The sequence below is a fragment of the Kocuria sp. CPCC 205258 genome (assembly GCF_040981005.1).
Classification (GTDB): Bacteria; Actinomycetota; Actinomycetes; order Actinomycetales; family Micrococcaceae; genus Kocuria; species Kocuria rosea.
The window spans coordinates 233,284-254,090 of record NZ_JAVKPS010000003.1; the positions used below are offsets into that span (position 1 = coordinate 233,284).

General features: G+C 73.6%; 24 protein-coding genes. 8 read left to right on the top strand and 16 right to left on the bottom strand.

The window, feature by feature from the left end; translation table 11 throughout:
• Positions 1–44 precede the first annotated feature (44 nt).
• The 9 genes from secF to RF644_RS07005 all read right to left on the bottom strand — a co-directional run bounded on the left by secF (position 45) and on the right by RF644_RS07005 (position 8,981).
• Entirely contained in the window at positions 45–1,064 is a 1,020-nt protein-coding gene (secF, locus tag RF644_RS06965; RefSeq protein WP_165979688.1) for a protein translocase subunit SecF, read from the bottom strand.
• Positions 1,064–2,806: a protein translocase subunit SecD gene (gene secD, locus RF644_RS06970; RefSeq protein WP_368796168.1), complete on the bottom strand. Its 1,743-nt coding sequence runs from the start codon at positions 2,804–2,806 to the stop codon at positions 1,064–1,066. The genes secF and secD overlap by 1 nt, the downstream gene beginning before the upstream one ends.
• Positions 2,807–2,996: 190 nt before the next feature.
• Entirely contained in the window at positions 2,997–3,449 is a 453-nt protein-coding gene (gene yajC, locus RF644_RS06975) for a preprotein translocase subunit YajC (protein WP_368795968.1), read from the bottom strand.
• A gap of 105 nt (positions 3,450–3,554) precedes the next feature.
• Positions 3,555–4,676 (bottom strand): Holliday junction branch migration DNA helicase RuvB, encoded by a 1,122-nt coding sequence (gene ruvB / locus RF644_RS06980; RefSeq protein ID WP_052133035.1) that lies wholly within the window; start codon positions 4,674–4,676, stop codon positions 3,555–3,557.
• A gap of 2 nt (positions 4,677–4,678) precedes the next feature.
• Positions 4,679–5,323: a Holliday junction branch migration protein RuvA gene (gene ruvA, locus RF644_RS06985; protein ID WP_017832261.1), complete on the bottom strand. Its 645-nt coding sequence runs from the start codon at positions 5,321–5,323 to the stop codon at positions 4,679–4,681.
• Between the two features lie 90 nt (positions 5,324–5,413).
• Complete coding sequence (gene ruvC / locus RF644_RS06990) at positions 5,414–6,010, bottom strand: crossover junction endodeoxyribonuclease RuvC (RefSeq protein WP_232035300.1); 597 nt, start codon at positions 6,008–6,010, stop codon at positions 5,414–5,416.
• 26 nt (positions 6,011–6,036) lie between these two features.
• Positions 6,037–6,798: a YebC/PmpR family DNA-binding transcriptional regulator gene (locus RF644_RS06995; protein ID WP_368795969.1), complete on the bottom strand. Its 762-nt coding sequence runs from the start codon at positions 6,796–6,798 to the stop codon at positions 6,037–6,039.
• Between the two features lie 141 nt (positions 6,799–6,939).
• Entirely contained in the window at positions 6,940–7,662 is a 723-nt protein-coding gene (locus RF644_RS07000; RefSeq protein ID WP_336649448.1) for a glutamine amidotransferase, read from the bottom strand.
• An 11-nt stretch (positions 7,663–7,673) separates the two neighbouring features.
• The gene (locus RF644_RS07005; protein ID WP_368795970.1) at positions 7,674–8,981 is read right to left on the bottom strand and encodes a MurT ligase domain-containing protein; all 1,308 of its coding nucleotides are present in this window, start codon (positions 8,979–8,981) and stop codon (positions 7,674–7,676) included.
• A 162-nt stretch (positions 8,982–9,143) separates the two neighbouring features.
• On the opposite strand from RF644_RS07005, the gene RF644_RS07010 reads away from it, so the two are divergent.
• The gene (locus RF644_RS07010) at positions 9,144–9,446 is read left to right on the top strand and encodes a hypothetical protein (protein WP_126350178.1); all 303 of its coding nucleotides are present in this window, start codon (positions 9,144–9,146) and stop codon (positions 9,444–9,446) included.
• A gap of 34 nt (positions 9,447–9,480) precedes the next feature.
• Here the strand turns inward: RF644_RS07010 and RF644_RS07015 are convergent, their stop codons facing one another.
• Genes RF644_RS07015 through RF644_RS07025 form a run of 3 tightly spaced genes read right to left on the bottom strand, consistent with a single transcriptional unit; the run spans position 9,481 to position 11,179 of the window.
• The gene (locus RF644_RS07015) at positions 9,481–10,002 is read right to left on the bottom strand and encodes an SDR family oxidoreductase (protein WP_368795971.1); all 522 of its coding nucleotides are present in this window, start codon (positions 10,000–10,002) and stop codon (positions 9,481–9,483) included.
• Complete coding sequence (locus RF644_RS07020) at positions 9,999–10,367, bottom strand: SDR family NAD(P)-dependent oxidoreductase (RefSeq protein WP_368795972.1); 369 nt, start codon at positions 10,365–10,367, stop codon at positions 9,999–10,001. Before RF644_RS07020 ends, RF644_RS07015 begins: the two co-directional genes overlap by 4 nt.
• The gene (locus RF644_RS07025; protein WP_368795973.1) at positions 10,364–11,179 is read right to left on the bottom strand and encodes a hypothetical protein; all 816 of its coding nucleotides are present in this window, start codon (positions 11,177–11,179) and stop codon (positions 10,364–10,366) included. Before RF644_RS07025 ends, RF644_RS07020 begins: the two co-directional genes overlap by 4 nt.
• 35 nt (positions 11,180–11,214) lie before the next feature.
• Here RF644_RS07025 and RF644_RS07030 point away from each other — a divergent pair, with 35 nt between their 5' ends.
• Entirely contained in the window at positions 11,215–11,607 is a 393-nt protein-coding gene (locus RF644_RS07030) for a VOC family protein (protein ID WP_368795974.1), read from the top strand.
• A gap of 263 nt (positions 11,608–11,870) precedes the next feature.
• Positions 11,871–12,410 (top strand): hypothetical protein, encoded by a 540-nt coding sequence (locus RF644_RS07035; RefSeq protein ID WP_368795975.1) that lies wholly within the window; start codon positions 11,871–11,873, stop codon positions 12,408–12,410.
• A 38-nt stretch (positions 12,411–12,448) separates the two neighbouring features.
• On the opposite strand, the gene RF644_RS07040 is transcribed toward RF644_RS07035, so the two are convergent.
• The 4 genes from RF644_RS07040 to RF644_RS07055 form a co-directional block, all read right to left on the bottom strand.
• A complete protein-coding gene (locus RF644_RS07040; RefSeq protein ID WP_368795976.1) occupies positions 12,449–13,981 on the bottom strand; it encodes an amino acid permease in 1,533 nt (510 codons plus the stop codon).
• Positions 13,982–14,021: 40 nt separating this feature from the next.
• Entirely contained in the window at positions 14,022–15,425 is a 1,404-nt protein-coding gene (locus RF644_RS07045; protein ID WP_368795977.1) for an aspartate ammonia-lyase, read from the bottom strand.
• 109 nt (positions 15,426–15,534) lie between these two features.
• Positions 15,535–16,533 carry an asparaginase gene (locus tag RF644_RS07050; protein WP_368795978.1) on the bottom strand — a complete coding sequence of 333 codons (999 nt, stop codon included), beginning with the start codon at positions 16,531–16,533 and terminating at the stop codon, positions 15,535–15,537.
• 171 nt (positions 16,534–16,704) lie between these two features.
• Positions 16,705–17,400, bottom strand: coding sequence for a FadR/GntR family transcriptional regulator (locus RF644_RS07055; protein ID WP_368795979.1), 696 nt, complete (start codon positions 17,398–17,400; stop codon positions 16,705–16,707).
• A gap of 248 nt (positions 17,401–17,648) precedes the next feature.
• On the opposite strand from RF644_RS07055, the gene RF644_RS07060 reads away from it, so the two are divergent.
• The 5 genes from RF644_RS07060 (at position 17,649) to RF644_RS07080 (ending at position 20,799) form a co-directional block, all read left to right on the top strand.
• On the top strand, positions 17,649–18,422 hold the full coding sequence (locus RF644_RS07060) for a hypothetical protein (RefSeq protein ID WP_368795980.1): 774 nt from the start codon (positions 17,649–17,651) through the stop codon (positions 18,420–18,422).
• A gap of 209 nt (positions 18,423–18,631) precedes the next feature.
• The gene (locus tag RF644_RS07065; RefSeq protein WP_017832247.1) at positions 18,632–19,123 is read left to right on the top strand and encodes a carbonic anhydrase; all 492 of its coding nucleotides are present in this window, start codon (positions 18,632–18,634) and stop codon (positions 19,121–19,123) included.
• Positions 19,124–19,417: 294 nt separating this feature from the next.
• Entirely contained in the window at positions 19,418–19,747 is a 330-nt protein-coding gene (locus tag RF644_RS07070) for a hypothetical protein (protein ID WP_368795981.1), read from the top strand.
• A gap of 82 nt (positions 19,748–19,829) precedes the next feature.
• Positions 19,830–20,405, top strand: coding sequence for a dihydrofolate reductase family protein (locus RF644_RS07075; RefSeq protein ID WP_368795982.1), 576 nt, complete (start codon positions 19,830–19,832; stop codon positions 20,403–20,405).
• A 7-nt stretch (positions 20,406–20,412) separates the two neighbouring features.
• Positions 20,413–20,799: an MmcQ/YjbR family DNA-binding protein gene (locus RF644_RS07080; protein WP_368795983.1), complete on the top strand. Its 387-nt coding sequence runs from the start codon at positions 20,413–20,415 to the stop codon at positions 20,797–20,799.
• Positions 20,800–20,807 lie beyond the last annotated feature (8 nt).

A 20,807-nucleotide genomic window follows, 5' to 3' on the forward strand; every position in this document is an offset into this window, starting at 1 on the left:
ATGGCGGCCCGCACCTGCACGGCCCGCCCTACGGTGGCTACAGTCTAGTGCGCGAGCGCCTCCTCGGCGGCACGCTCGGCGGACGCCCCCGCACGGGCCTCCTGCTCCTGGATGGCGGGCTCCCCGCGGCGCAGCAGCGCGTACAGGGGCGCGGCCACGAACAGGGTGGCGGCGGTGCCCACGATGATCCCGACGAACAGGGACAGGGACAGGTCCTTGAGGGTGCCCGCGCCCAGGACGAGCCAGCCGATGAACAGGATCGAGCCCACCGGCAGGATGCCGACCACGGAGGTGTTGATCGAGCGCACGAGCGTCTGGTTGACGGCGAGGTTCACCTGGTCGGAGTACTTCCGTCCGGCCCGCTCCGGCGGGGCCGTGCCGTCGAGCAGGCCCTCGGTGTTCTCCCGGACCTTGTCGAAGACCACCACGGAGTCGTAGAGCGAGTAGCTGAGCACCGTGAGGAAGCCGATCACCGCCGAGGGGGTGACCTCGAAGCCCACGAGCGAGTAGATCCCGGCGGTGATCGCCACCGAGGCGAGCATGCCGGCGACCGCCGAGACGGACATCTTCCAGGTGCGGAAGTACAGGGCCATCAGGGCGGTGGCCAGGACCACGAAGACCACCAGGCCCTGCAGGGCCTGGCTGGTGACGCCGGCGCCCCAGGTGGGCCCCACGAAGTTGGAGGTGACCTCCTGCTCGCTCACGCCGTAGGCCTCGACCAGGGCGTCCTTGACGGCGAGCGTCTGGTCGTCGTCGAGCTGCTCGGTGCGCACCCGGACGGTCTCCGGGGCGATGTTGGTGACCTCGACCTCCGCGGCGTCCGAGGAATCGGCGACGGCCTGCTGGCCGGTCTCGATGTCCGGATCGGCCACGGCGGACACGGTGAACTCGGACCCGCCGGTGAAGTCGATGCCGAGGTTGAAGCCGCCCTTGGCGACGGGCACGAGCAGGGAGAGCAGCACGAGGACGCCCACGATCGCGAGCCACCGCTTGGCCCGGCCCACGAAGGGGTAGGAGGTCCGCCCGCTGTGCAGGGCGTTGCCGAAATCTGCGAACCGGGACATCAGGCGTTCTCCTCGGGGGTGCGGGCGGCGGACGACGGCGCGCCGACCGGCGCGCCGTCCGGTGCCGGCGCGGACGGGGGGTCCTGCGGCGCGGTCCGTCCCGCGCGCCGGCGCCGCTCCGCGATGGTCAGCCCGTCGTGCTCCGCCGAGGGCTCGCGCAGCCGTCCGGCGCCCCGGTACAGGGGCACCGCGTCGAGGGCCTCGGGGCTGAGCCCCGAGTGCTTCCCGCCGCCGCCGAAGTAGCGGGTGCGGGCGAGCATGACCATCACCGGGTGCGTGAACAGGAAGACGACGATGAGGTCGGCGATCGCGGTCAGCCCGAGGGTGAAGGCGAAGCCGCGCACGTTGCCCACGGCCACGAAGTACAGCACCGCCGCGGCCAGCAGGTTCACGGCCTTGGACGCGAGCACGGTCTGGCGGGCGCGCTGCCAGCCGTGGTCGACCGCCGCGGGGATGGAGCGGCCGCTGCGGATCTCGTCGCGGATGCGCTCGAAGTAGACGATGAACGAGTCGGCGGTCTGGCCGATCGCCACGATCAGGCCCGCCACGCCGGCCAGGGACAGCCGGTAGTTCGCGGACCAGCCCAGCAGCGTGATCGCCAGCCAGGTGAGCACGCCCGCGACCACGAGCGAGCTGATGGTCACCAGTCCCAGCAGCCGGTACTGGAAGAGCGAGTACACGCACACGAGCACCAGGCCGATGATCCCGGCGATGATGCCCATCCGCAGCTGGTCGGCGCCCAGGGTCGCGGAGATCTGCTGCTCGGACTGGATGTCGAAGCTCATGGGCAGCGCGCCGTACTTGAGCTGCTCGGCCAGGAACTGCGCCTGCTCCTCCGTGAACTGACCCGTGATCTGGGCCTGGCCGTCGGAGATCACGGCGTTCATCGAGGGGGCGGAGACCACCTGGCCGTCGAGCAGGATCGCGAACTGGCTGCGGGGGTCGCCGGGCGTGGCGCTGCCGATGCCGTAGAGCCGCTCGGAGAGCTCCCGGAAGGTGTCCGTGGCCTCGGGGCCGAACTGCAGGTTCACGGCGAACTGGTTCAGGGAGACCCCGGTGGAGTTCTGCGCCGTCCCGTAGGACGCGTCCTCGATCCCGGTGCCCTGGATCTCGACCGGGCCCAGGAGGTACTTGGTGCCGGTCTCGGGCTCGCAGGCGATGGTCGGGGCGTCGGCGTCCTGGGCCTCCCGCTCCTCGGGGGACTGCGGCACGGTGCAGTCGGCCTCCTCGAACTCCCGGAACAGGTCCGGGGTGATCCAGTTCGGGTCGGAGGCGTCGGTGGGCTCGGCCGTGGGCTCGGGCACCTCGTCCTCGGCGACGCGCTGGTCCTCGGGCACCGGCTCCGCCGCGGCGGTGGTGAGCACGGGGCGGAAGTTCATCTGCGCCGAGGTCTGGATGAGCTCGCGGGTCTGGGCGGAGGGCACGCCGGGCATGGAGACCACGATGTTGTTGCCGGACTGGGTGGCGATCTCCGCCTCCGCCACGCCCGAGCCGTCGACGCGCTGGCGGATGATCTCGACGGCCTGGTCCAGCTGCTCGGCGGTGATCTCCTGGCCGGCGTCCTCCCCCTGCAGGGACGGGGAGAGGATCATCTGCGTCCCGCCCTCCAGGTCCAGGGCCAGCTTGGGGCCCCAGCCGGTGCGGTCGGTGCCCGCGCCCCAGGCCAGGAGCCCGGCCAGCAGGGCGAGCAGCACGGCCAGCCCGATCAGGGACCGCCGGGCGGTCGAGAGGGCGGCCCGCATCCCCGAGCGCGCCGGCGCGGTCGAGCCACCCCGCCCGGACGGGCCGTCCGGGGCGGCGGGCCCCGGGTCACCGGGGGTCTTGCGTGTGGTCAGTGCCATGGTCTTCCTTAAGAACGACGGCCCGGTGGGGCCGGGCCTGTGCATGGGAACGGGCCGACCAGTGGTCGGCCCGTCGTCCCGTGTGGGGGGGTCAGTCGTTGCGCTGCCCGGGCTCGCGCCGGGCGTCGTCGTCGAGGGGTTCGACCGGGGTCGATCCCGCGCCGGGGGCGTCGGGCTCGACCACCGACGGCGCCGCCTCGGCCTCGGCGGCGGGGGCCGCCTCGTCCTCGACGACCGTGGTGACGGTCTGCAGGTGCACGGTCACGGCGGTGCCCGGGGCGATCTCGAGGACGACCTTGTTGGTGTCCCGGTCGATCGAGCGCACGGTGCCGTAGAGGCCGTAGTTCGTCATGACCTGGGTGCCGGGGCCCATGGCCGCCTGCTTCTCCTTCACCTGGGCCACGGCCTTCTTCTGTCGGCGCATGGGCAGCCAGAGCAGGAGCACCATGGCCACGAGCATCAGGGGCAGCAGCCAGGCGGTGCCGCCTCCCGTGGGCTGGGCGGCCTGGGCGGGGAGGGACTGGGCGAGGAGGAGCGGGCTCACGGACTTCCGTTCGATCGGTGGTGGGTGTCCTCACCATGGTAGGTGATCCGGCCCGTCAGCGTCCTGGACGGCACCCGGGAGGCGGCCCCGGGTCTGCGGCCGCGCTCAGTCCTCGAACAGCGGCGGGACGTCCTCGGCGGCCGGGGCCGCGGCCGTCCCGCCGAAGGCGGCCCGCAGCCCGGGGTCCTTGAACGCGGCGTGCTCGGGCGGGCGCAGGCCCAGGTGGTCCCAGGCGGCGGCCATCGCGATCCGGCCCCGGGGGGTCCGGCCCAGCAGGCCCTCGCGGACCAGGTAGGGCTCGGCCACGGTCTCGACCGTCTCGGTCTCCTCCCCCACGGCGATCGCCAGGGTGGACAGGCCCACCGGCCCGCCGCCGAACTTCGTCACGAGCGCCTCGAGCACCGAGCGGTCCAGCCGGTCGAGGCCGCGGGTGTCCACCTCGTACATGTCGAGGGCCGCGGAGGAGGTGCGGGCGTCGATCCGCTGGATGCCGTGCACCAGCGCCCAGTCCCGCACCCGGCGCAGCAGCCGGTTGGCGATGCGCGGGGTGCCCCGGGAGCGGGAGGCGACCTCGGCGAAGCCCTCCGCGGTCATCGCGAGGTCCATGAGACCGGCGGAGCGGCGCAGCACGAGCTCGAGCTCCTCCACGGAGTAGAACTCGAGGTGGCCGGTGAAGCCGAAGCGGTCGCGCAGCGGGCCCGGCAGCAGGCCGGCCCGCGTGGTGGCGCCCACCAGGGTGAACGGAGGCAGGTCCAGCGGGATGGAGGTGGCGCCGGCGCCCTTGCCCACCACGATGTCCACCCGGAAGTCCTCCATGGCCATGTAGAGCATCTCCTCGGCGGGCCGGGACATGCGGTGGATCTCGTCGAGGAACAGCACCTCCCCCTCGGTCAGGGAGGACAGGATCGCGGCGAGGTCGCCGGCGTGCTGGATGGCCGGGCCGGAGGAGATCCGCAGGGGCGCGCCCATCTCCTCGGCGATGATCATGGCCAGGGTCGTCTTGCCCAGCCCGGGAGGACCGGAGAGCAGGACGTGGTCGGCGGAGCGGCCCCGCAGCCGCGAGGCCTCGAGCACCAGGGACAGCTGCTGGCGCACCCGCTTCTGCCCCACGAACTCGTCGAGGTTCGCGGGCCGCAGCGCCGACTCGAGCTGCTTCTCGTCGGGCTCGTCCTCCCCCGAGACCAGCCGGTCCCGGGAGTTCACGGCGGCGCCGTCGTCGCGGGCCACGCTCAGGCCCCTCGCTCCGCCGGGACCCGGGGCCCGGCCTTGGCCGCACCGAGCCACCCGAGCACGGTGCGCAGGATCGCGGGCACGTCACCGGAGGCGGCGAGCTCCTCCCGGCCGGAGAGGGCGTCGGCGATGCCCCGGGCGGCGTCCTTCTCGTTCCAGCCCAGGCCCACGAGGGCCTCGAGCACCTGCTCCCGCCACGGCTCCATCGGAGCGGCGGCGGCCGGCTGGGCGGGACGGTCCGGGACGATGAGCTTGTCGGCCAGCTCCAGCACGATCCGGCGGGCGCCCTTGGGGCCGATGCCGGGGACGGTGGTGAACGCCTTGGCGTCCCCCTGCGCGATGGCGCGGTGGACGGCGTCCGGGCCGAGCACGGAGAGCACCGCCAGCGCCGTGCGGGGGCCCACGCCGCTGACGCCGAGCATGATCTCGAAGACCTCGCGCTCGGCGGGGCTGCGGAAGCCGAAGAGCAGCGGGGACTCGTCCTTGCGCGCCACGTACGCCGTGTCGAGCCGGACCTCCCCGCCGATCCGCAGGCCGGACAGGGTCTCCGGCGTCGCCTGGACCTGGACGCCGAACCCGCCCACCGCCACGACGGCGGTGGTGAGGCCGACGTGCTCGACCTGTCCCGTGATGGACGCGATCACCGCGCAACTCCTTCCCGTGCCCGGCGGGGGCCGTGCACGGTCGATCGAACAGATCTACGAATGACGACCACTCTAGCAGTGGGCGCCGACTCAGCGGCGCCCGCCCCGCTTGGCGCGGTGCTCCGCCTCGGCCCAGGCCCGCTGGGCGGGGGTCATGCCGGAGCGGGCGGCGGCCAGGGGGCGGGCGCCCTGGTGCGTCTCGGTCCGGGCGGTGGCGTCCACGCCCGTGCCGCCGCCGCGCCAGCCGTGGCAGATGGCGATGGCCAGGGCGTCGGCCGCGTCGGCGGGCCGGGGCGCCTCGTCGAGCCGGAGGATGCGCACCACCATGCGGGCCACGGACGCCTTGTCGGCCCGCCCCTCCCCCGTCACCGCGGCCTTGACCTCGGACGGGGTGTGCCAGGCCACCGGCACGCCGTGGCGGGCGGCCGAGGCGATCACGGCGCCGGAGGCGTGGGCCGTGCCGATGACCGTGTTCACGTTGGTCTGGGCGAACACCCGCTCCAGGGCGAGGGCGTCGGGCCGGTAGCGCTCGATCCACCGCTCGGTGGCCTCCCAGATCCGCAGCACGCGCACGTCGAGCGGGTCGGCGGCGTCCGTGCCGGCCACCCCGACGTCGACGAAGGACGCGGTGCGGTTGCCGGCCATGTCGATCAGGCCGAACCCGCACCGCGTCAGTCCGGGGTCCACCCCGAGGATCCGCTGCGTGGCCGTGGTCAGTCCTCGGAGTCGAGCTGGGCCAGGACCTCGGCGGGGATGTCCGCGTTGGCGTAGACGTTCTGCACGTCGTCGAGCTCCTCGACGGCGTCGACGAGACGCAGGAACTTCCGGGCGCCCTCGGCGTCGAGCTCCACGAGCATGCTCGGGCGGAACTGCGGGTCGTCGTTGTTGTACTCGAGCCCGGCCTCTTCGAGGGCCGCGCGGATCGCGGGCAGGTCGGTGGCCTCGGAGACGACCTCGAAGACGTCCTCCTGCTCCACGACCTCGTCGGCGCCGGCGTCCAGGACGGCCATGAGGACGTCGTCCTCGGTCAGCCCCTCGGTGCGGGTGACCTCCACCACGCCCTTGCGCTCGAAGAGGAACGCCACGGAGCCGGAGTCGGCCATGGTGCCGCCGTTGCGGGTCACGGCCACGCGCACCTCGGAGGCGGCGCGGTTCTTGTTGTCGGTGAGGCACTCGATGTACAGCGCCGTGCCCTGGGGGCCGCGGGCCTCGTAGAGGATCTCGGTGTAGTCGACGACCTCACCGGTCAGGCCGGCGCCGCGCTTGACGGCGCGGTCGATGTTTGCGACCGGCACCGAGTTCTTCTTGGCCTTGGACACGGCGAGGTCGAGCGCCGGGTTGCCCGCGGTGTCGGGCCCGCCCATGCGCGCGGCCACCTCGATGCCCTTGATGTACTTGGCGAAGGCCTTCGCCCGCTTGGCGTCGATCGCGGCCTTCTTGTGCTTGGTCGTGGCCCACTTGGAGTGTCCTGACATGCGTCCCTCCTCGGGAAGTCGTTCGCGGTCGGCCGGGACGCGTCGTGCGTCGTCCCGGCACGGCCCGCCCCGGCGGTGGCCGGGACGGGCCGGAGAAGTCCCGGTCCATTCTACCGGGTGCGCGCCGCCCCGGCCGGGGCCCTAGCGGGGCCGGGCCTGCGCGACCTCCCGGGCCCGCTCGGCCAGGGTGTCGTCCAGCGGTGCGGCGTCGAAGACGCCGAGCCGGCGCTCCACGGCGGCGCGGATGAGGTGGTCGGCCACGGCGGGGTTCTTGGGCAGCATCGAACCGTGCAGGTAGGAGCCCACCACGTGGTGCACGCGGGCGCCCTCGGTGCCGTCCTCGCCGTTGTTGCCCGCGCCCTTGAGCACCCGTCCCAGCGGCGTCTGGTCCGGGCCGAGCCGGGTGACCCCGGAGTGGTTCTCGTAGCCGACGACGGTCCCGAACTCCGGGGACTCCAGCACGATGTTGCCGATCAGGCGCGTGGGCCCACCCACCGTGGTCAGGTCGAGGATGCCGATGCCGGGCAGCGTCTCGCCGGCGCCGGTGCGGAACTCGTGGCCGAAGAGCTGGTAGAGGCCGCAGATCGCGAGCATCGGCACGCCGTCGGCGGCCATGGCCCGCAGCTCGGGGGCGATCCGCTGCAGGTCCTCCTGGACCCGGAACTGACCCGAGTCCTGGCCGCCGCCGCCCACCAGCAGGTCGGCGTCGGGCGGGAACGGGTCCCCGGGGTTGTGGTCGCTCAGCCGCACGGCGTAGCCGTACTTCTCCAGGCGGCGCTTGAGGGTGAGGGTGTTGCCCCAGTCCCCGTAGATGTTCATGTCCCGGGGGTAGAGCTGGACGAGGTGGACGGTGCGGTCGGTCACGGGGGCTCCGCTCAGATCTCGGCGACCTCGGCCACGCGGGACAGCTCCCGGCGCAGCTCGAGCATGGACGTGTAGGTGCAGAAGACGCGCATCGGCCGGTCCCCGGCCCCGGCGACGAAGCGCCGCAGGGCGTCGCCGAGGCCCGGGACCACCTCGCGCACCGCGACCTCGTCGTAGTCCAGGCGCAGGGCCATGTCCCACGCCCGGGTGCCGGACACCGTGTCCACGCCGCCGGAGCGCAGGGAGTGGAAGTCCACGTCCCACAGCCAGGAGACGTCGCGGCCGTCGGCGTACTCGTCGTTGATGGCGATCATCGTGGCGTAGTCGCCCGGCCGCGCCGAGGCCAGCGAGAGGCGGAACCCGGCGGGGTTCTTCACGAGCAGCAGCTGCAGCGGCCGGCCGTCCACGGTGATGGTCTCCCCGCGGCCGAAGGCGGGGGTGACGCGGGAGAGCTCGTCCACCAGCGCGGCGCGGTCCGCGTCGGGACCGGCCACGGCGAGCGCCAGCGCGAGCGCGGCCGCCGCGTTGTACATGTTGTAGACGCCGTAGAGCTCCACGGTGGTCTCGACGGCCTCCCCGCCCACCGTGAGCCGGACCCGGTTCGCCTCGAAGGACGTCAGCTCCACGTCGGCGGCCGGCCGGGGCGCCAGCTCCGCCTCGTGGTCGGCCTCGGCGTCGGGTCCGCCGGCCGAGCGCATGTCGTCGTCGGAGGGGAACATGGGCCGCAGCGGGGCGGACAGCCCGAACCAGCGGGTCTGCGTGCCCTCGGGGACGTGCTCGGCGAGGGACACGATCCGGGGGTCCTCCCGGTTGAGGACCACGGTGCCCGTGGTGGCCGCGGCGATCTGGGCGAGCATCCGCCGGGTGGTGTCGATCTCGCCGAAGCGGTCGAGCTGGTCGCGCATGACGTTGAGCAGCAGCGCGTGGCGGGGCTTGACCTGCTTGACGAAGTGCACGGCGTGCGCCTCGTCGAGCTCGAGCACGGCGACGTCCGCGTCGAGGCGGCCCGTGAGGCTCATCTCCCCGAGCAGGGCGGCGGCCACGCCGCGCACGAAGTTGGAGCCGGTGCGGTTGGTGAAGACCCTGTAGCCCTGCGAGCGCAGCAGCTGGACGGCCATCTTGGTGGTGGTCGTCTTGCCGTTGGTGCCGCTGATGAGCACCACGCCGTGCGGCAGCTTCGCGAGCTCCTCGGCAACGAACCCGGGGTGCAGCCGCTCCATCACGAGGCCGGGGAAGGCGGAGCCTCCGCCGCGCAGGGTGGTCAGGTACCGGATGCCTTGGCCGAGCAGGCGCACGTGGGGTCTGGACATGCGCTCCATCCTATGGTCTGCGCCCCGGCGGCGGCGGGCACCCGGGTGCGCCTGGGGCGGGCGGTCCGCGCGTCCCCCCAGGCCGCAGGGGGGACGGGCGACGACGACGCACGACACGGTGTCGCCGCGGGGTGCTGTCGACGGGCGGCGCACCGGCCGTAGGGTCGGACCATGAACGCCGCCGGCCCCGCCGTCCCTCCGTCCGTTCCGCCTCGCCGGATGCCGCCCTGGTGGGTGGTCCTGGCGTGTCTCGGCGGTCTCCTGGTGCTCGGCGGGGCGCTGCTGGTGCTGCTCCACCCGGCGGAGGCGTCGTTCGGGTGGTTCGCGGAAGCCTCGCCGGGCGACGCGGCGTTCCCGGCCATGACCCTGGTGACCCCGGAGGCCACGGCGGGGTGGGCCGGTGTGGTGGCCGGGCTCGTCCTGTGGGCCTTCTGCGCCGGTTGGCTCCTGGGCCGGCGCGCCTCGCGGCGGTGACCGGAGGGTCGAGGACCGCGGCCGCGCCGTGCCCTCAGGTCAGGCCCAGGCCTCCGTCGGTGGTGAGGACCTGGCCCGCGACCCACACGCCCTGGTCGGTGGCCAGCCAGCCGATCAGCCGCGCCGGATCGGCCGGCCGCCCCCAGCGGCCGAACGGAGTGGCCTGCCGCCACGCCTCGAGCTCCGCCAGGGACCGGTCGGCGGTCCCGGGGTCGAGGTAGCCGGTGTTGACCGGCCCCGGGTTGATCGTGTTCAGGACGATGCCGAGCTCGAGCAGCTCCGCGGCCACCGTGGGCGTCACCCCGGCCAGCGCGGCCTTGCTGGCGGCGTAGGCGACCTCGCCCCGCATCGGCCCCTGGCCCTGACCCGAGGTCATCCAGAACACCCGGCCCGCCCCCGTCTCGTCGACGGGCCGGGTCCGCCTGGTCCGGTCACCCGGCCGAGCGGGCGCGGATCCCGCCGTCGTCGCGGCGTGCCGATGGGCGAAGTGCCGGGTGAGCAGCAAGGTGGAGCGGGTGTTGGTGTCCCAGAACGCGTCCAGGGTCTCGGCGGTCATGTCCACGATGGACCCGTCCCGCCGCTGCGGGCGTGGTTGCAGACGAGGATGTCCAGCCGCCCGGTCAGGGCGCAGGCCCGGTCCACGAGGTCCTCGACGGCGTCCGCGTCCCGCAGGTCCGCGGAGACGTCGCCCGTGACCGCGCCGTCCTGGAGGGCGGCCCGGATTCCGGCGCGCACGGCGTCCAGGTCGTCGCCGCCCCAGGGCTGGTCCGCGTCGTGGGGGCTGTAGTGGTGGACGAACACGCTCGCGCCCAGGGCGGCGAGCTCGACGGCCACCGCGTACCCGATGCCGCGGCGGCGGGACACCCCGGTGACCAGGGCAGTCCTGCCCCGCAGGGGGTGTGCGAGGGAGGGGTGGGTCATGCCGGTGCTCCTGACGCCCGCGGGCGGCGGCCCGGCTGCTCAGGCCTCTGCGGTGGAGGGTCCAGCGGTGCGTCGACGGCGTGGAGCTCGTTGCTGAGGCTTGTACCGTCGAGGCCGTCCAGCGGGGTGATGTCCACGACGATGCCCGTCTGCACGTCGAGGTGCACGCAGTAGACCGTGGCGAGGTCGCCGCTGGTGAGGGTCGGGTCCTCGCGGCCGTACTCGTGGATCCGGGCGGCGGGGCTGTCCAGCAGCGGACAGCACCCGCACCGCGGGGTGTAGCCGTTCTCCCGGTCCTCGCCGGCACCGAGCAGCGGCCGGCAGGCGGCCGACCAGGTGAGGCGGCCCCGCAGCGTCGTGGTGACGACCTCGCTGACGTACACTCCCCGGCTCAGCTCGGCCGGGTCGAGCATGGCCGTCCACCGGTAGTCCTGCCACATCGGATCACCGTGGTCGAAGTGCCAGTCCTCCGGACGCCGGGCGACCAGACCATCGGGGCGCAGCACCACCTCCGGCTCCGGCGACGGCGGTGACGGAACGGCGCCCGCGTCGTCGTCGTCGCAGGTCATCAGGCTCACCGCCGCACCGTAGGGCGGCCCTTCGGCGACCTCGACACCCCCGGAGGAGCGGACGACCACACGGCCGAGGCGCCGGTCGAGCCAGGCCTCGACCGGTTCGCCGTCCGGAGTGCTCCCGGCGTCCCGCTGCCGCCGGTGGGTGAAGTGCACGGTGGTGAACCGCCACGGCGAGCTGCGCGCCAGTGCGCGGAAGTCGTCGGCCGTGGGGACCTCGGGCAGGGAGTCACCGCTCATGCGACCGAGTAGAGCACATCCCGTACTGTCGGACCATGACCGGGCACGAGCTGTTCCCCATCGTCAACTGTGCGGATCTGGTCGGCACCGGGGCCTTCTACGAAGAGGTGTTCCACGCCGTGCAGACGTACCGGTTCCCCGGGACGGGAGAGCCGGCCTTCCTCGTCCTGCGCGTGGGAGACGGTCAGCTGGGCCTGGGCGTCGGCACCACGGCGGCGCTGTACGGCGACACCCCGCTGCCCGCGACCGGCCACGCGGTGGACCTGTGCGTCTACGTCGAGGACCTTCCGGCCGTCCTCGACGCCGCCCGCCGGGCCGGTGCGGCCGTGCCTGTCGATGCGAAGGCCATGCCGTGGGGCGAGACCGTCGCCTACGTCCGTGATCCCGAGGGCACGATGCTGCTGGTCGTCCAGTCCGGTGCGGGCTGAAGCGCCCCGGGCTTCCTGCCCACGGGCCGGCCCCGGGTCCGGAGAACACCACCGACGAGTCCGCAGAGGAGGCAACGCCAGTGGATCGCGACGTCGACCCGGTTCCCCCGGAGGGGTCGGGCCCTCCCCCGCACGCGCGCGCGGCGCCTTCCTCGAGGGCTCCCGCCGCGCCCCGGCCCACTGCCGGAGCCGACGCGCAGCGGCGGGAGGTCAAGGCCGCCCTTGGCCGGCGGACAGCTCCGCTCTGGCCGGCCCACGCGGCAGTGCGGCCGACGACGGCGCCGACCCGGCGGGACTGGCAGCTGGTGCTCCGGCGGGCCGGACTGGAGCTCCAGCACCACGCGCTGGTGCTGCGCCGGATCACCACCGCCTACGTCGTGGCCGTGGCCGGGCCGCACTTCGAGGCCGGGTGGACCATCGCCGACGTCCTGCACGCCCTGGACTGGACCCCGCAGGGCGTGCGCTACACCCACGACTCGGTCACCGGCATCGAGAACCCCGGGGCCTGGTTCGCCGCCCGCCTGCGCACCTGGACCCACCAGGACGGCACCCCGATGCGCTCGCCGGACCAGCGCGCCGCGGCGGAGGCCGAGCAGCGCCGGGCAGAGGCGGTGGCGGCCGCCCGACGCCACGCCTCCCCTCGGCCCCGGCGGCAGACCGCCGGGACGGACACCGGGGCCGCGGAGCCGGTCGTCGAGCCGCCGGGGCCGACGGACCCGGATCGGCGGCCCTTCCGGGTGCGCTGGGCCGCCCAGATCGCCGCCGGCCGGGCGGAGGCGAGCCGGGGGTCCGGACGTCCGTGAGCCGGGGGCGCGGGTGCCGCGCCCCCCGGGGCGGGGCCCTACCGGACGGGCGGCCCCGTCTCCGCGGTGGCCGCCGGGGCGGTCCGAGCGACGGCGGCGTGGGCCGCGGCGATCGCGTGCACCCGGTCCCGGCACCGGTACCAGCCGAGGACCAGCAGCGGCACGAGCAGCAGCAGGGAGGCGACGGTCCAGGTCCCGATCGGGGAGTCGAAGGCCATCAGCACGACGACGCTCACGAGGAACGCCAGGGTCAGCCAGCCGGTGAAGGGCGCGCCGGGGAGCCGGAAGCCGGGGCGCTCCGCCCTGCCCTGCCGGGACCAGGAGACGAGCCGGAGATGGCAGAGCATGATCATCGCCCAGGCGCTGATGATGCCGACAGAGGCGAGGTTCAGCACGATCTCGAAGGCCTGGGCCGGCACCAGGGCGTTGAGCACCACGCCCAGGACGGCCACCGCCGCCGTCAGCACGATGCCGCCGTACGGGACGCCGGCCCGGTTCATCCGGCCCGCGAAGCGGGGGGCCGATCCGGCCAGGGACATCGAGCGCAGGATCCGGCCCGTGGAGTAGAGCCCGGCGTTGAGCGAGGACAGGGCCGCGGTGAGCACCACGAGGTTCATCACGGTGTCCATGCCGGCCACGCCGATGGAGCCGAAGAACGTCACGAACGGGCTCTCCCCCGCCTGGTAGGCGGTGTAGGGCAGGAGCAGGGACAGCAGGGTCAGCGACCCGACGTAGAAGACCGCGATGCGCACGATCACCGTGTTCACGGCGCGCGGCATGACCTTCTCGGGGTGCTCCGTCTCACCGGCCGCGGTGCCGATCAGCTCGATGGACGCGTAGGCGAAGACCACGCCCTGGATCACGACGACCGCCGGCAGCAGACCGTTGGGCAGGAGCCCGCCGTTCTGGCCGATGAGGGACAGGCCCACCTCCTGGCCGTCGGCCGGGGTGCCGAAGAGCACCAGCCAGATCCCGACCACCAGGAAGGCGGAGAGCGCGGCCACCTTGATGAGGGCGAACCAGAACTCGAGCTCGCCGAAGACCTTGACCGAGACGAGGTTCAGCCCGAGGACGAGCAGCAGGGCGGCCAGGGCGTACTGCCACTGGGGGACGTCCCCGATGGGAGCCCAGTACCGGGCGAAGAACTTCATGTACAGCGCCACGGCGGTGATGTCCACGATCGCGGTCATGGCCCAGTTGAGCCAGTACAGCCAGCCGGTGAAGAAGGCAGCCTTCTCGCCGTAGAACTCCCGGGCGTAGGAGACGAAGGAGCCCGAGGACGGGCGGCGCACGACGAGCTCACCCAGGGCGCGCAGGATGAGGAACGCGAAGAAGCCGCAGACCGCGTAGACGAGCACGAGGGCGGGCCCGGCGCTGGCCAGCCGCCCGCCGGCGCCCATGAACAGGCCGGTGCCGATGGCGCCGCCGATCGCGATCATCTGGATCTGCCGGGGCTTGAGCCCCTTGTGGTAGCCCTCGTCCTCCGCGTGGAGCACGTCGAGGGCGGCGGTCGGTGGCTGGGCCGGGGTGGCGTGGCGCCGGTCCGGGTGGTGGACGGACACAGGGGGCATGGCTCGGTCTCCTGGGTGGTGGCGGGTGCTCGTGGACGGGTCAGACGGTGAGGTTGGCGAGGCGCTCCGGGCGCAGGATGCGGCCCAGCTCCTCGGCGGTCAGCAGACCGCGCTCGCGCACCAGCTCCGCGACGCCGGCACCCGTGACCAGGGCCTCCTGGGCGATCGCGGTGGCCGTGGCGTAGCCCAGGTGGGGGTTCAGCGCGGTCACCAGGCCGATGGAGTGCACCACCGACGCGCGCAGGTGCTCCTCATTGGCGGTGATGCCGCGCACGCAGCGCTCCGTGAGCGTGGTGCAGGCCGCCCGGAGGTGGGCCACGCTCTTATGCAGGCTGTGGACGATGATCGGCTCGAAGGCGTTGAGCTGCAGCTGTCCGCTCTCGGCGGCCATGGTGATCGTGACGTCGTTGCCGATGACCTCGTAGGCGACCTGGCTGACGACCTCCGGGATCACCGGGTTGATCTTGCCCGGCATGATCGAGGAGCCGGACTGCACGGCGGGCAGGGTGATCTCGCCCAGCCCGGCCCGGGGCCCGGAGGAGAGCAGCCGCAGGTCGTTGCAGATCTTGGACAGCTTCACGGCCACCCGCTTGAGCACCCCGGACAGGTGCACGAAGGACCCGACGTCCTGGGTGGCCTCCACGAGGTCGACGGCGGTGACCAGCGGCAGGCCGGTCACGGCGGCCAGGTGGCGGCAGGCCGCGGCGGCGTAGCCGTCCGGGGCGTTGAGCCCGGTGCCGATCGCCGTCGCCCCGAGGTTGATCTCGTGGACCAGCAGGCTCGCCTCCGCAAGGCGCTGGCGGTCCTCCCGGATCATCACGGCGTAGGTGCCGAACTCCTGGCCCAGGGTCATGGGCACGGCGTCCTGCAGCTGGGTGCGGCCCATCTTCACGACGGTGCGGAACTCGCGGGCCTTCGCCGCGAAGGCGTCCTCCAGCACCTCCAGGGCCGCGAGCAGCTCCTGCACGCCGGTGATCGTGGCGATCTTCACAGCCGTGGGGTACGCGTCGTTGGTGGACTGCGACAGGTTGACGTGGTCGTTGGGGTGCAGCCGGGAGTACTCCCCCTTCCCGGCGCCCAGCAGCTCCAGGGCCCGGTTGGCGATCACCTCGTTGGCGTTCATGTTGGAGGAGGTGCCGGCGCCGCCCTGGATCACGTCCACGCGGAACTGCTCGTGGAGGCGCCCGTCCAGGATCTCCTGGCAGGCCGCCACGACGGCGTCGGCCCGGGCGGTGTCGAGCAGCCCGAGCTCGTGGTTGGCGCGGGCGGCGGCGAGCTTCACGGCCGCCAGGCCCCGCACCAGGTGGGCGTGGCCGCCCAGGGGCAGGCCGGTGATGGGGAAGTTCTCCACGGCGCGCAGGGTCTGCACGCCCCAGTAGGCGTCGGCGGGGACCTGGCGGTCGCCGAGCAGGTCGTGCTCGGTGCGGAAGGCGGGAGCGGTCATGGTTCTCTCGGTTCTCTCGGGTGTCACGGGGTGGTGGACGGCAGCAAGACGGTGGGTCAGCGGGACGACGGGCGGTCTCTCTCGGAGCGGAGGGACAGCGGGCAGCGGCTCAGCGGGCGGCGGCGAGGGCGACGGCGTGCAGCGACCCCACGGTGCGGCCCCCGCCGAGCACGGGGACCCGGCCCAGGCCGGCGAGCACTGCGGAGTCCACCCCGAGCCGCTGCAGGGCCTGCACGGTCACCGGCATCCGGGCGCGGTCGGCGCCGTCGGCGATCTTCACGGCCAGACCGCGCCCGTCCGGCAGGCCTACGAGCTGAAGGCCCTCGAAGCCGTCCTTGGCCAGCAGACCGGGGACCCTGCGCATGAGCTCCGTGACGTCACGGCCCTCGCCGGCCACCTGCTCGGGGTGCCCGGTCATGGCGGACGCGACCCAGGCCTCGGGCGTGCCCGGGGCGGCGGAGGCCAGCCGGGCGAAGGCTGTGGCCATGCCCCGGAGGGTGACGGCGTGCAGGGGGGTGCCGCAGCCGTCGGTGCTGCCGGGCCCCAGCGGTTCGCCGGTCAGCTCCGCCACGACCTGGGCGATCAGCAGCTGCAGCGGGTGGCCGGGGTCGGTATAGCCGGCCACGGGCCAGCCGTTGACCCGGCAGGTGGCGACCATGGCGGCGTGCTTGCCGGAGCAGTTCTGGGCCAGGCGGGTGGGCCACTCGCCGGCGCGCAGGGCGGCGGCCCGTTCGGCGGGTCCGTACGGCAGGTCGGGCACGTTCTCCAGGGCGGTCTCGTCCGCGCCGTGGCCGGAGAGGATGCGGCGCGCGCCGTCCCGGTGCCGGGGCGCCCCGGAGTGGCTGGCCGCGGCCAGGGCCAGCAGGGGCCCGGGCAGCTCAAGGCCGGCGCGGAGCATGGCCACCGCCTGCAGCGGCTTGAGGGAGGAGCGGGGGTAGAAGAGGGCCAGGGGGTCTCCGGCCTCGAACAGGATCCGCCCGGCGGCGTCCGTGGCCACGAGCGAGCCGTGGTGGACGCTCTCGACGACGCCGTCGCGGACCTGTTCGGCGACGGGCACGTGCTGCGGGCGGGCGGTGGACAGGGGTGCCCCGAGGGCGGCGGTGGTCATGCTGGGTCCTTGATGGAGGTGATCGGTGCGAGCGGGGGCGCGCGCCGGAGGGCGCCCCGCGCGGAACGGAGGGCAGGGTCGACGGCAGGACCACGGGCGAGCAGGGCGAGGACCGCGGCTGCTCGAGCGGAGGTCGGGGAGACCGGAGCAGTGGCCGGGACGGCCGGCAGGCTACTCGCCGGTGATGGCGCCGAGGGCGCCGCGCACGGCCGCGAGGTGGTCCTGCATGGCGGCTTCCGCCTCGTCGGCCGCGCCGTCACGGATGGCGTGGAAGATGCGCAGGTGCTCCTCGTCCGAGCGCTTCTGGCGGGCCGCCACCACGTTGAGGGTCTCGGACTGGTGGAAGAGCGCCTCGCGGATGTCGGCGATGACCTTCTCGAACACCCGGTTGTGGCTGATCCGGGCGACGGCGGCGTGGAAGCTGGTGTCCAGCTCGACCCAGGCCTGGGGGTCGTCCTCGGCCGCCATCGCCGCCACGACGTCCTGCAGGAAGCGCACGTCCTCCTCGGTGCGGCGGCGCGCGGCGAGACCGGCCGCGGGGACCTCGATGTGCGGCCGGGCCTCGTGCAGGTCCCGGGCCGAGTACGCGCCCAGGGCCAGGTCCTCGGCCACCCGCTGGGAGACGACGAACGTCCCCTTGCCGGTGCGGCTGACGGTCAGGCCCAGCGCCGCGCAGGAGCGCAGCGCCTCGCGGATCACGGACCGGCTCACGCCGTACCCCTGGGCCAGCGCGGCCTCCGAGGGGAGCTTCTTCCCCACGGCGAGGCGCCCCTCCTGGATCTGCGCGAGCAGGTCCTTGAAGACGGCCTCCGCCGCACTGAAGCGCTCCACCGGCTGTCCGGCTGTCCGGCTGTCTGACAGGTTCATGTCGTCCAGCATGATACGGATCACACCGGGCTGTCAAGGGGTCCCGAGCCGGTTTCCTGCACATCTCGTGCAGGTTCTCGCCAGGTCCCCCTGCTGTGCTGGAGCAGGCATCCCCACACCACGAGCGGAAGCAGGTGCATCATCGTCGGCAGGACCGCCAGGACCGGCGTCATCGGATCAGCCGTGGCCCCCGAGGCGACCGACGCCGGGGCCCATGCGCTCGTAGTGCTCCCCGCACGGCCACTCGCGTGAGGACCGCCGGCACCGCGCACCGGGACCGGAGCCGCCCCCTGCGCTCACTCCTCGCCCTGCTTCTCGCGCTCGGGATGCTGGCGGGAGCACTGGTGCTCCTCGGGCCCGGCCTGCTCAGCGGCCTGCGCGGCGGCGACGGCGGGCTGACCTGGGGTGCCGAGTGCGTCGTCGAGACCGCGGACGGAGCGGTCGGGCTCGACCGCGAGGAGGCGAAGCGGGCCACGACGGCAGTGGCGCTCGCCGCCCGCGGGGTGGAGGCCCCGGACACCTCCGGTCTCGACGCGGCGGTGCTGCGGCGCCTGGCCGACGGACCGCCCGAGGACGCCGGCGCGAGCCTGAGCTGCCGGGGCTCAGCGGCCGATGACCTGCCGCAGCAGCAGCTGACCGCAACCGGCCTGACCCCGCGCGCCGAGCGGGTGCGCGCAGCGATGACCGAGGTGTTCGGAGAGCAGAGTCTGGGCGGGTTCGCCCCCGGCGGCGTCGGCCAGGGCCACGGCGAGGAGTCGACGCACTACGACGGCCGCGCCGTCGACGTCTTCTTCCGCCCCGTGACCGAGGAGAACCGGCGCGAAGGGTGGCTGCTGGCCCACTGGCTGGTCGCGCACGCCGAGGACCTGGACGTCCAGTACGTCATCTTCGACGACCGCTTCTGGAGCGCGCACAGCTCGCGGGGGCGGTGGCGGGACTACGACGCGCCCGAGCCCGGCAACGAGATCCTGCGCCACCTCGACCACGTGCACGTGGACGTGCTGCGCGGCGATCCGGAGTGAGGAGCCGGTCGCAGCGCCGGGCCCCGGAACCGATGCCCGCGTCGCGACCGATGACGACGGGAGGGGTGTGCACGGGCGACGCCCGGTCCTAGGGTGAGGAGCACACCGGGCGGCTCCGGACGGGTCGGACCGCAGCGCCCGGGGACACCGGGGACCGAAGCCGGCCCCCGGGACGCGGTCCGCCGCACCCGTCGAGGAAAGGACCCGCCATGAGCGCCACCGACGACCTCCTGCACCACGCCGAGGCCTACGCCGCCGCCTTCACCAAGGGCGATCTGCCCATGCCCCCGGCCCTGCCGGTCGCCGTGGTGGCCTGCATGGACGCCCGGCTCAACCCCTACGGACTGCTGGGGCTGAGCGAGGGCGACGCCCACGTCATCCGCAACGCGGGCGGGGTGATCACCGACGACGAGATCCGGTCCCTGGTCATCAGCCAGCGCCTGCTGGGCACCCGGGAGATCATCCTCATCCACCACACCGACTGCGGCATGCTCACCTTCACCGACGACGCCTTCACGGCACAGATCGAGGCCGACACCGGGATGCGCCCGCCGTGGTCGCCGGAGTCCTTCACCGATCCCGACGACGACGTCCGCCGGTCCATGGCGCGCATCACCGAGAACCCCTTCATCCCGCACCGGGACAGCGTGCGGGGCTTCGTCTACGACGTCACCGACGGCTCCCTCCGCGAAGTCCGCTGACTCCTGCACCGTCCTCCCACCCCGAGGGCCCCGCCACCCGGTGCGGGCGGAGGGGCCCTGTTCGGGGTCCGGCGATCAGTGGGCGATCGTGAAGCGGCGGCGGGAGATCGCCGGGCCGGGGCGCGACACGCGGGAGCGGCTGGTCTCGCAGAAGCCGCAGGCCAGAGCTCCGCGACGCGGCGGACCCGGGCCCGCGGGGCTGCTTTCCGCCTCCGGGGACGGCCGGTTCCCCACAGGGGACGGCGTCGTGGGCTATGAATGGAAGGACCACGGACGGACCCCCAGGAGGACACGGTGACGAAGCACGACGACTCCCAGCCCATCACCTCTGTGATCAACACGGGCGAGCTGATGCGGCAGCTGGCGCAGAAGGAGGCCGACCACCGACGCCGGGTCCAGGCCTGGACCGCCGACGGGGTCGAGGAGCTGACGGACACGGCGGAGCTGCTCGACATCGCCCTGCACCACAGCGACGTCGACGTGGCGGCTGCCGCGCTCGGCAGTGACCACCTGAGCGCCGCCGACCGCCGCCACGCGGCCGAGAACGCCACCGACCCGCACGTGCGTGCGGCCGCGCGGGCGGAGGCGTCCCGCCGCGGCGAGCTCCGGGACGGGCACGGCTGACGTCCCGCCGCTGGACGCACGAGGGACCTCGAAGGCACTGCCCCTCTTGTGCCCGGGCGGCTCCAGCGGGTTGAGTGGGGGCATGGGGAAAGTGATCTACTCCGTCGCCTCCTCGCTGGACGGCTACAACTCGGACGAGCAGGGCAGCTTCTCCTGGGCCGTGCCCGACGAGGCCGTCGTCGCCGCCCTGACCACGGACCTGGCACCGGTCAGCACCTACCTCTACGGGCGGCGCATGTACGAGACCATGGCCGTCTGGGAGACCGATCCGTCCGCGGCGGCATGGTCCCCGGAGTCGGCGCGCTTCGCGGAGACCTGGAAGCGCGCCGAGAAGATCGTCTTCTCCTCCTCCCTCGGCCGGACCTGGACCGAGCGCACCCGGCTCGAGCGGGAGTTCACCGCCGAGGCCGTCGAGCGTGCGAGGTCCGAGGCGTCCGGGGACCTCACGATCGAGGGCCCGACCCTCGCCGGCAGCGCCCTGCTGCTGGGGCTGGTCGACGTGGTCGAGCTCCTGCTGTGCCCGGTCACGGTGGGCGGCGGCACCCCGGTCTTCCCCGACGGGCTGTCCCTGGAGCTGCGCCTCCTCCGGGAGCGCCGCTTCGCCAACGGCATGGTCCAGGTCGGCTACGAGGTCCACCATCCCCGGTCCCGCGGATAGCAGCGGCGTGGACGGGACGAGACTTCAGCAGATCGCCATGGAGGCGGCCGCCGGACTGCCGGCCGTGACGCACACCTGCCCCTTCGGCCCGGACCACGAGGTGTTCAAGGTCGTGGGCAGGATCTTCCTGATGACCACGGAAGCACCCGGGGAGCCGATCGTGACGCTCAAGTGCGAGCCCCCGCACGCGATGGCGCTGCGCCAGGAGTTCCCCACGATCACCCCCGGCTACCACATGAACAAGCAGCACTGGATCTCTCTCGCCGCCGGCCCGGGGATCACCCCGGACCTCGTCGGGGAACTGGTGCTGAACGCCTACGAGCTCGTCGTCGAAGGACTTCCCCGGGCCAAGCGCCCGGTGCTGCGCCACACGCGCACCGGAGCACAGCCCTGAGCGGGCGT

Bases quoted from the DNA above. Each gene is read 5' to 3' on its own strand.
- secF (WP_165979688.1), bottom strand. From the start codon at position 1,064: ATGTCCCGGTTCGCAGATTTCGGCAACGCCCTGCACAGCGGGCGGACC.
- secD (WP_368796168.1), bottom strand. From the start codon at position 2,806: ATGCGGGCCGCCCTCTCGACCGCCCGGCGGTCCCTGATCGGGCTGGCC.
- RF644_RS06995 (WP_368795969.1), bottom strand. From the start codon at position 6,798: ATGTCAGGACACTCCAAGTGGGCCACGACCAAGCACAAGAAGGCCGCG.
- RF644_RS07005 (WP_368795970.1), bottom strand. From the start codon at position 8,981: ATGGAGCGCATGTCCAGACCCCACGTGCGCCTGCTCGGCCAAGGCATC.
- RF644_RS07010 (WP_126350178.1), top strand. From the start codon at position 9,144: ATGAACGCCGCCGGCCCCGCCGTCCCTCCGTCCGTTCCGCCTCGCCGG.
- RF644_RS07015 (WP_368795971.1), bottom strand. From the start codon at position 10,002: ATGACCGCCGAGACCCTGGACGCGTTCTGGGACACCAACACCCGCTCC.
- RF644_RS07020 (WP_368795972.1), bottom strand. From the start codon at position 10,367: ATGACCCACCCCTCCCTCGCACACCCCCTGCGGGGCAGGACTGCCCTG.
- RF644_RS07025 (WP_368795973.1), bottom strand. From the start codon at position 11,179: ATGAGCGGTGACTCCCTGCCCGAGGTCCCCACGGCCGACGACTTCCGC.
- RF644_RS07030 (WP_368795974.1), top strand. From the start codon at position 11,215: ATGACCGGGCACGAGCTGTTCCCCATCGTCAACTGTGCGGATCTGGTC.
- RF644_RS07040 (WP_368795976.1), bottom strand. From the start codon at position 13,981: ATGCCCCCTGTGTCCGTCCACCACCCGGACCGGCGCCACGCCACCCCG.
- RF644_RS07045 (WP_368795977.1), bottom strand. From the start codon at position 15,425: ATGACCGCTCCCGCCTTCCGCACCGAGCACGACCTGCTCGGCGACCGC.
- RF644_RS07050 (WP_368795978.1), bottom strand. From the start codon at position 16,533: ATGACCACCGCCGCCCTCGGGGCACCCCTGTCCACCGCCCGCCCGCAG.
- RF644_RS07055 (WP_368795979.1), bottom strand. From the start codon at position 17,400: ATGAACCTGTCAGACAGCCGGACAGCCGGACAGCCGGTGGAGCGCTTC.
- RF644_RS07065 (WP_017832247.1), top strand. From the start codon at position 18,632: ATGAGCGCCACCGACGACCTCCTGCACCACGCCGAGGCCTACGCCGCC.
- RF644_RS07075 (WP_368795982.1), top strand. From the start codon at position 19,830: ATGGGGAAAGTGATCTACTCCGTCGCCTCCTCGCTGGACGGCTACAAC.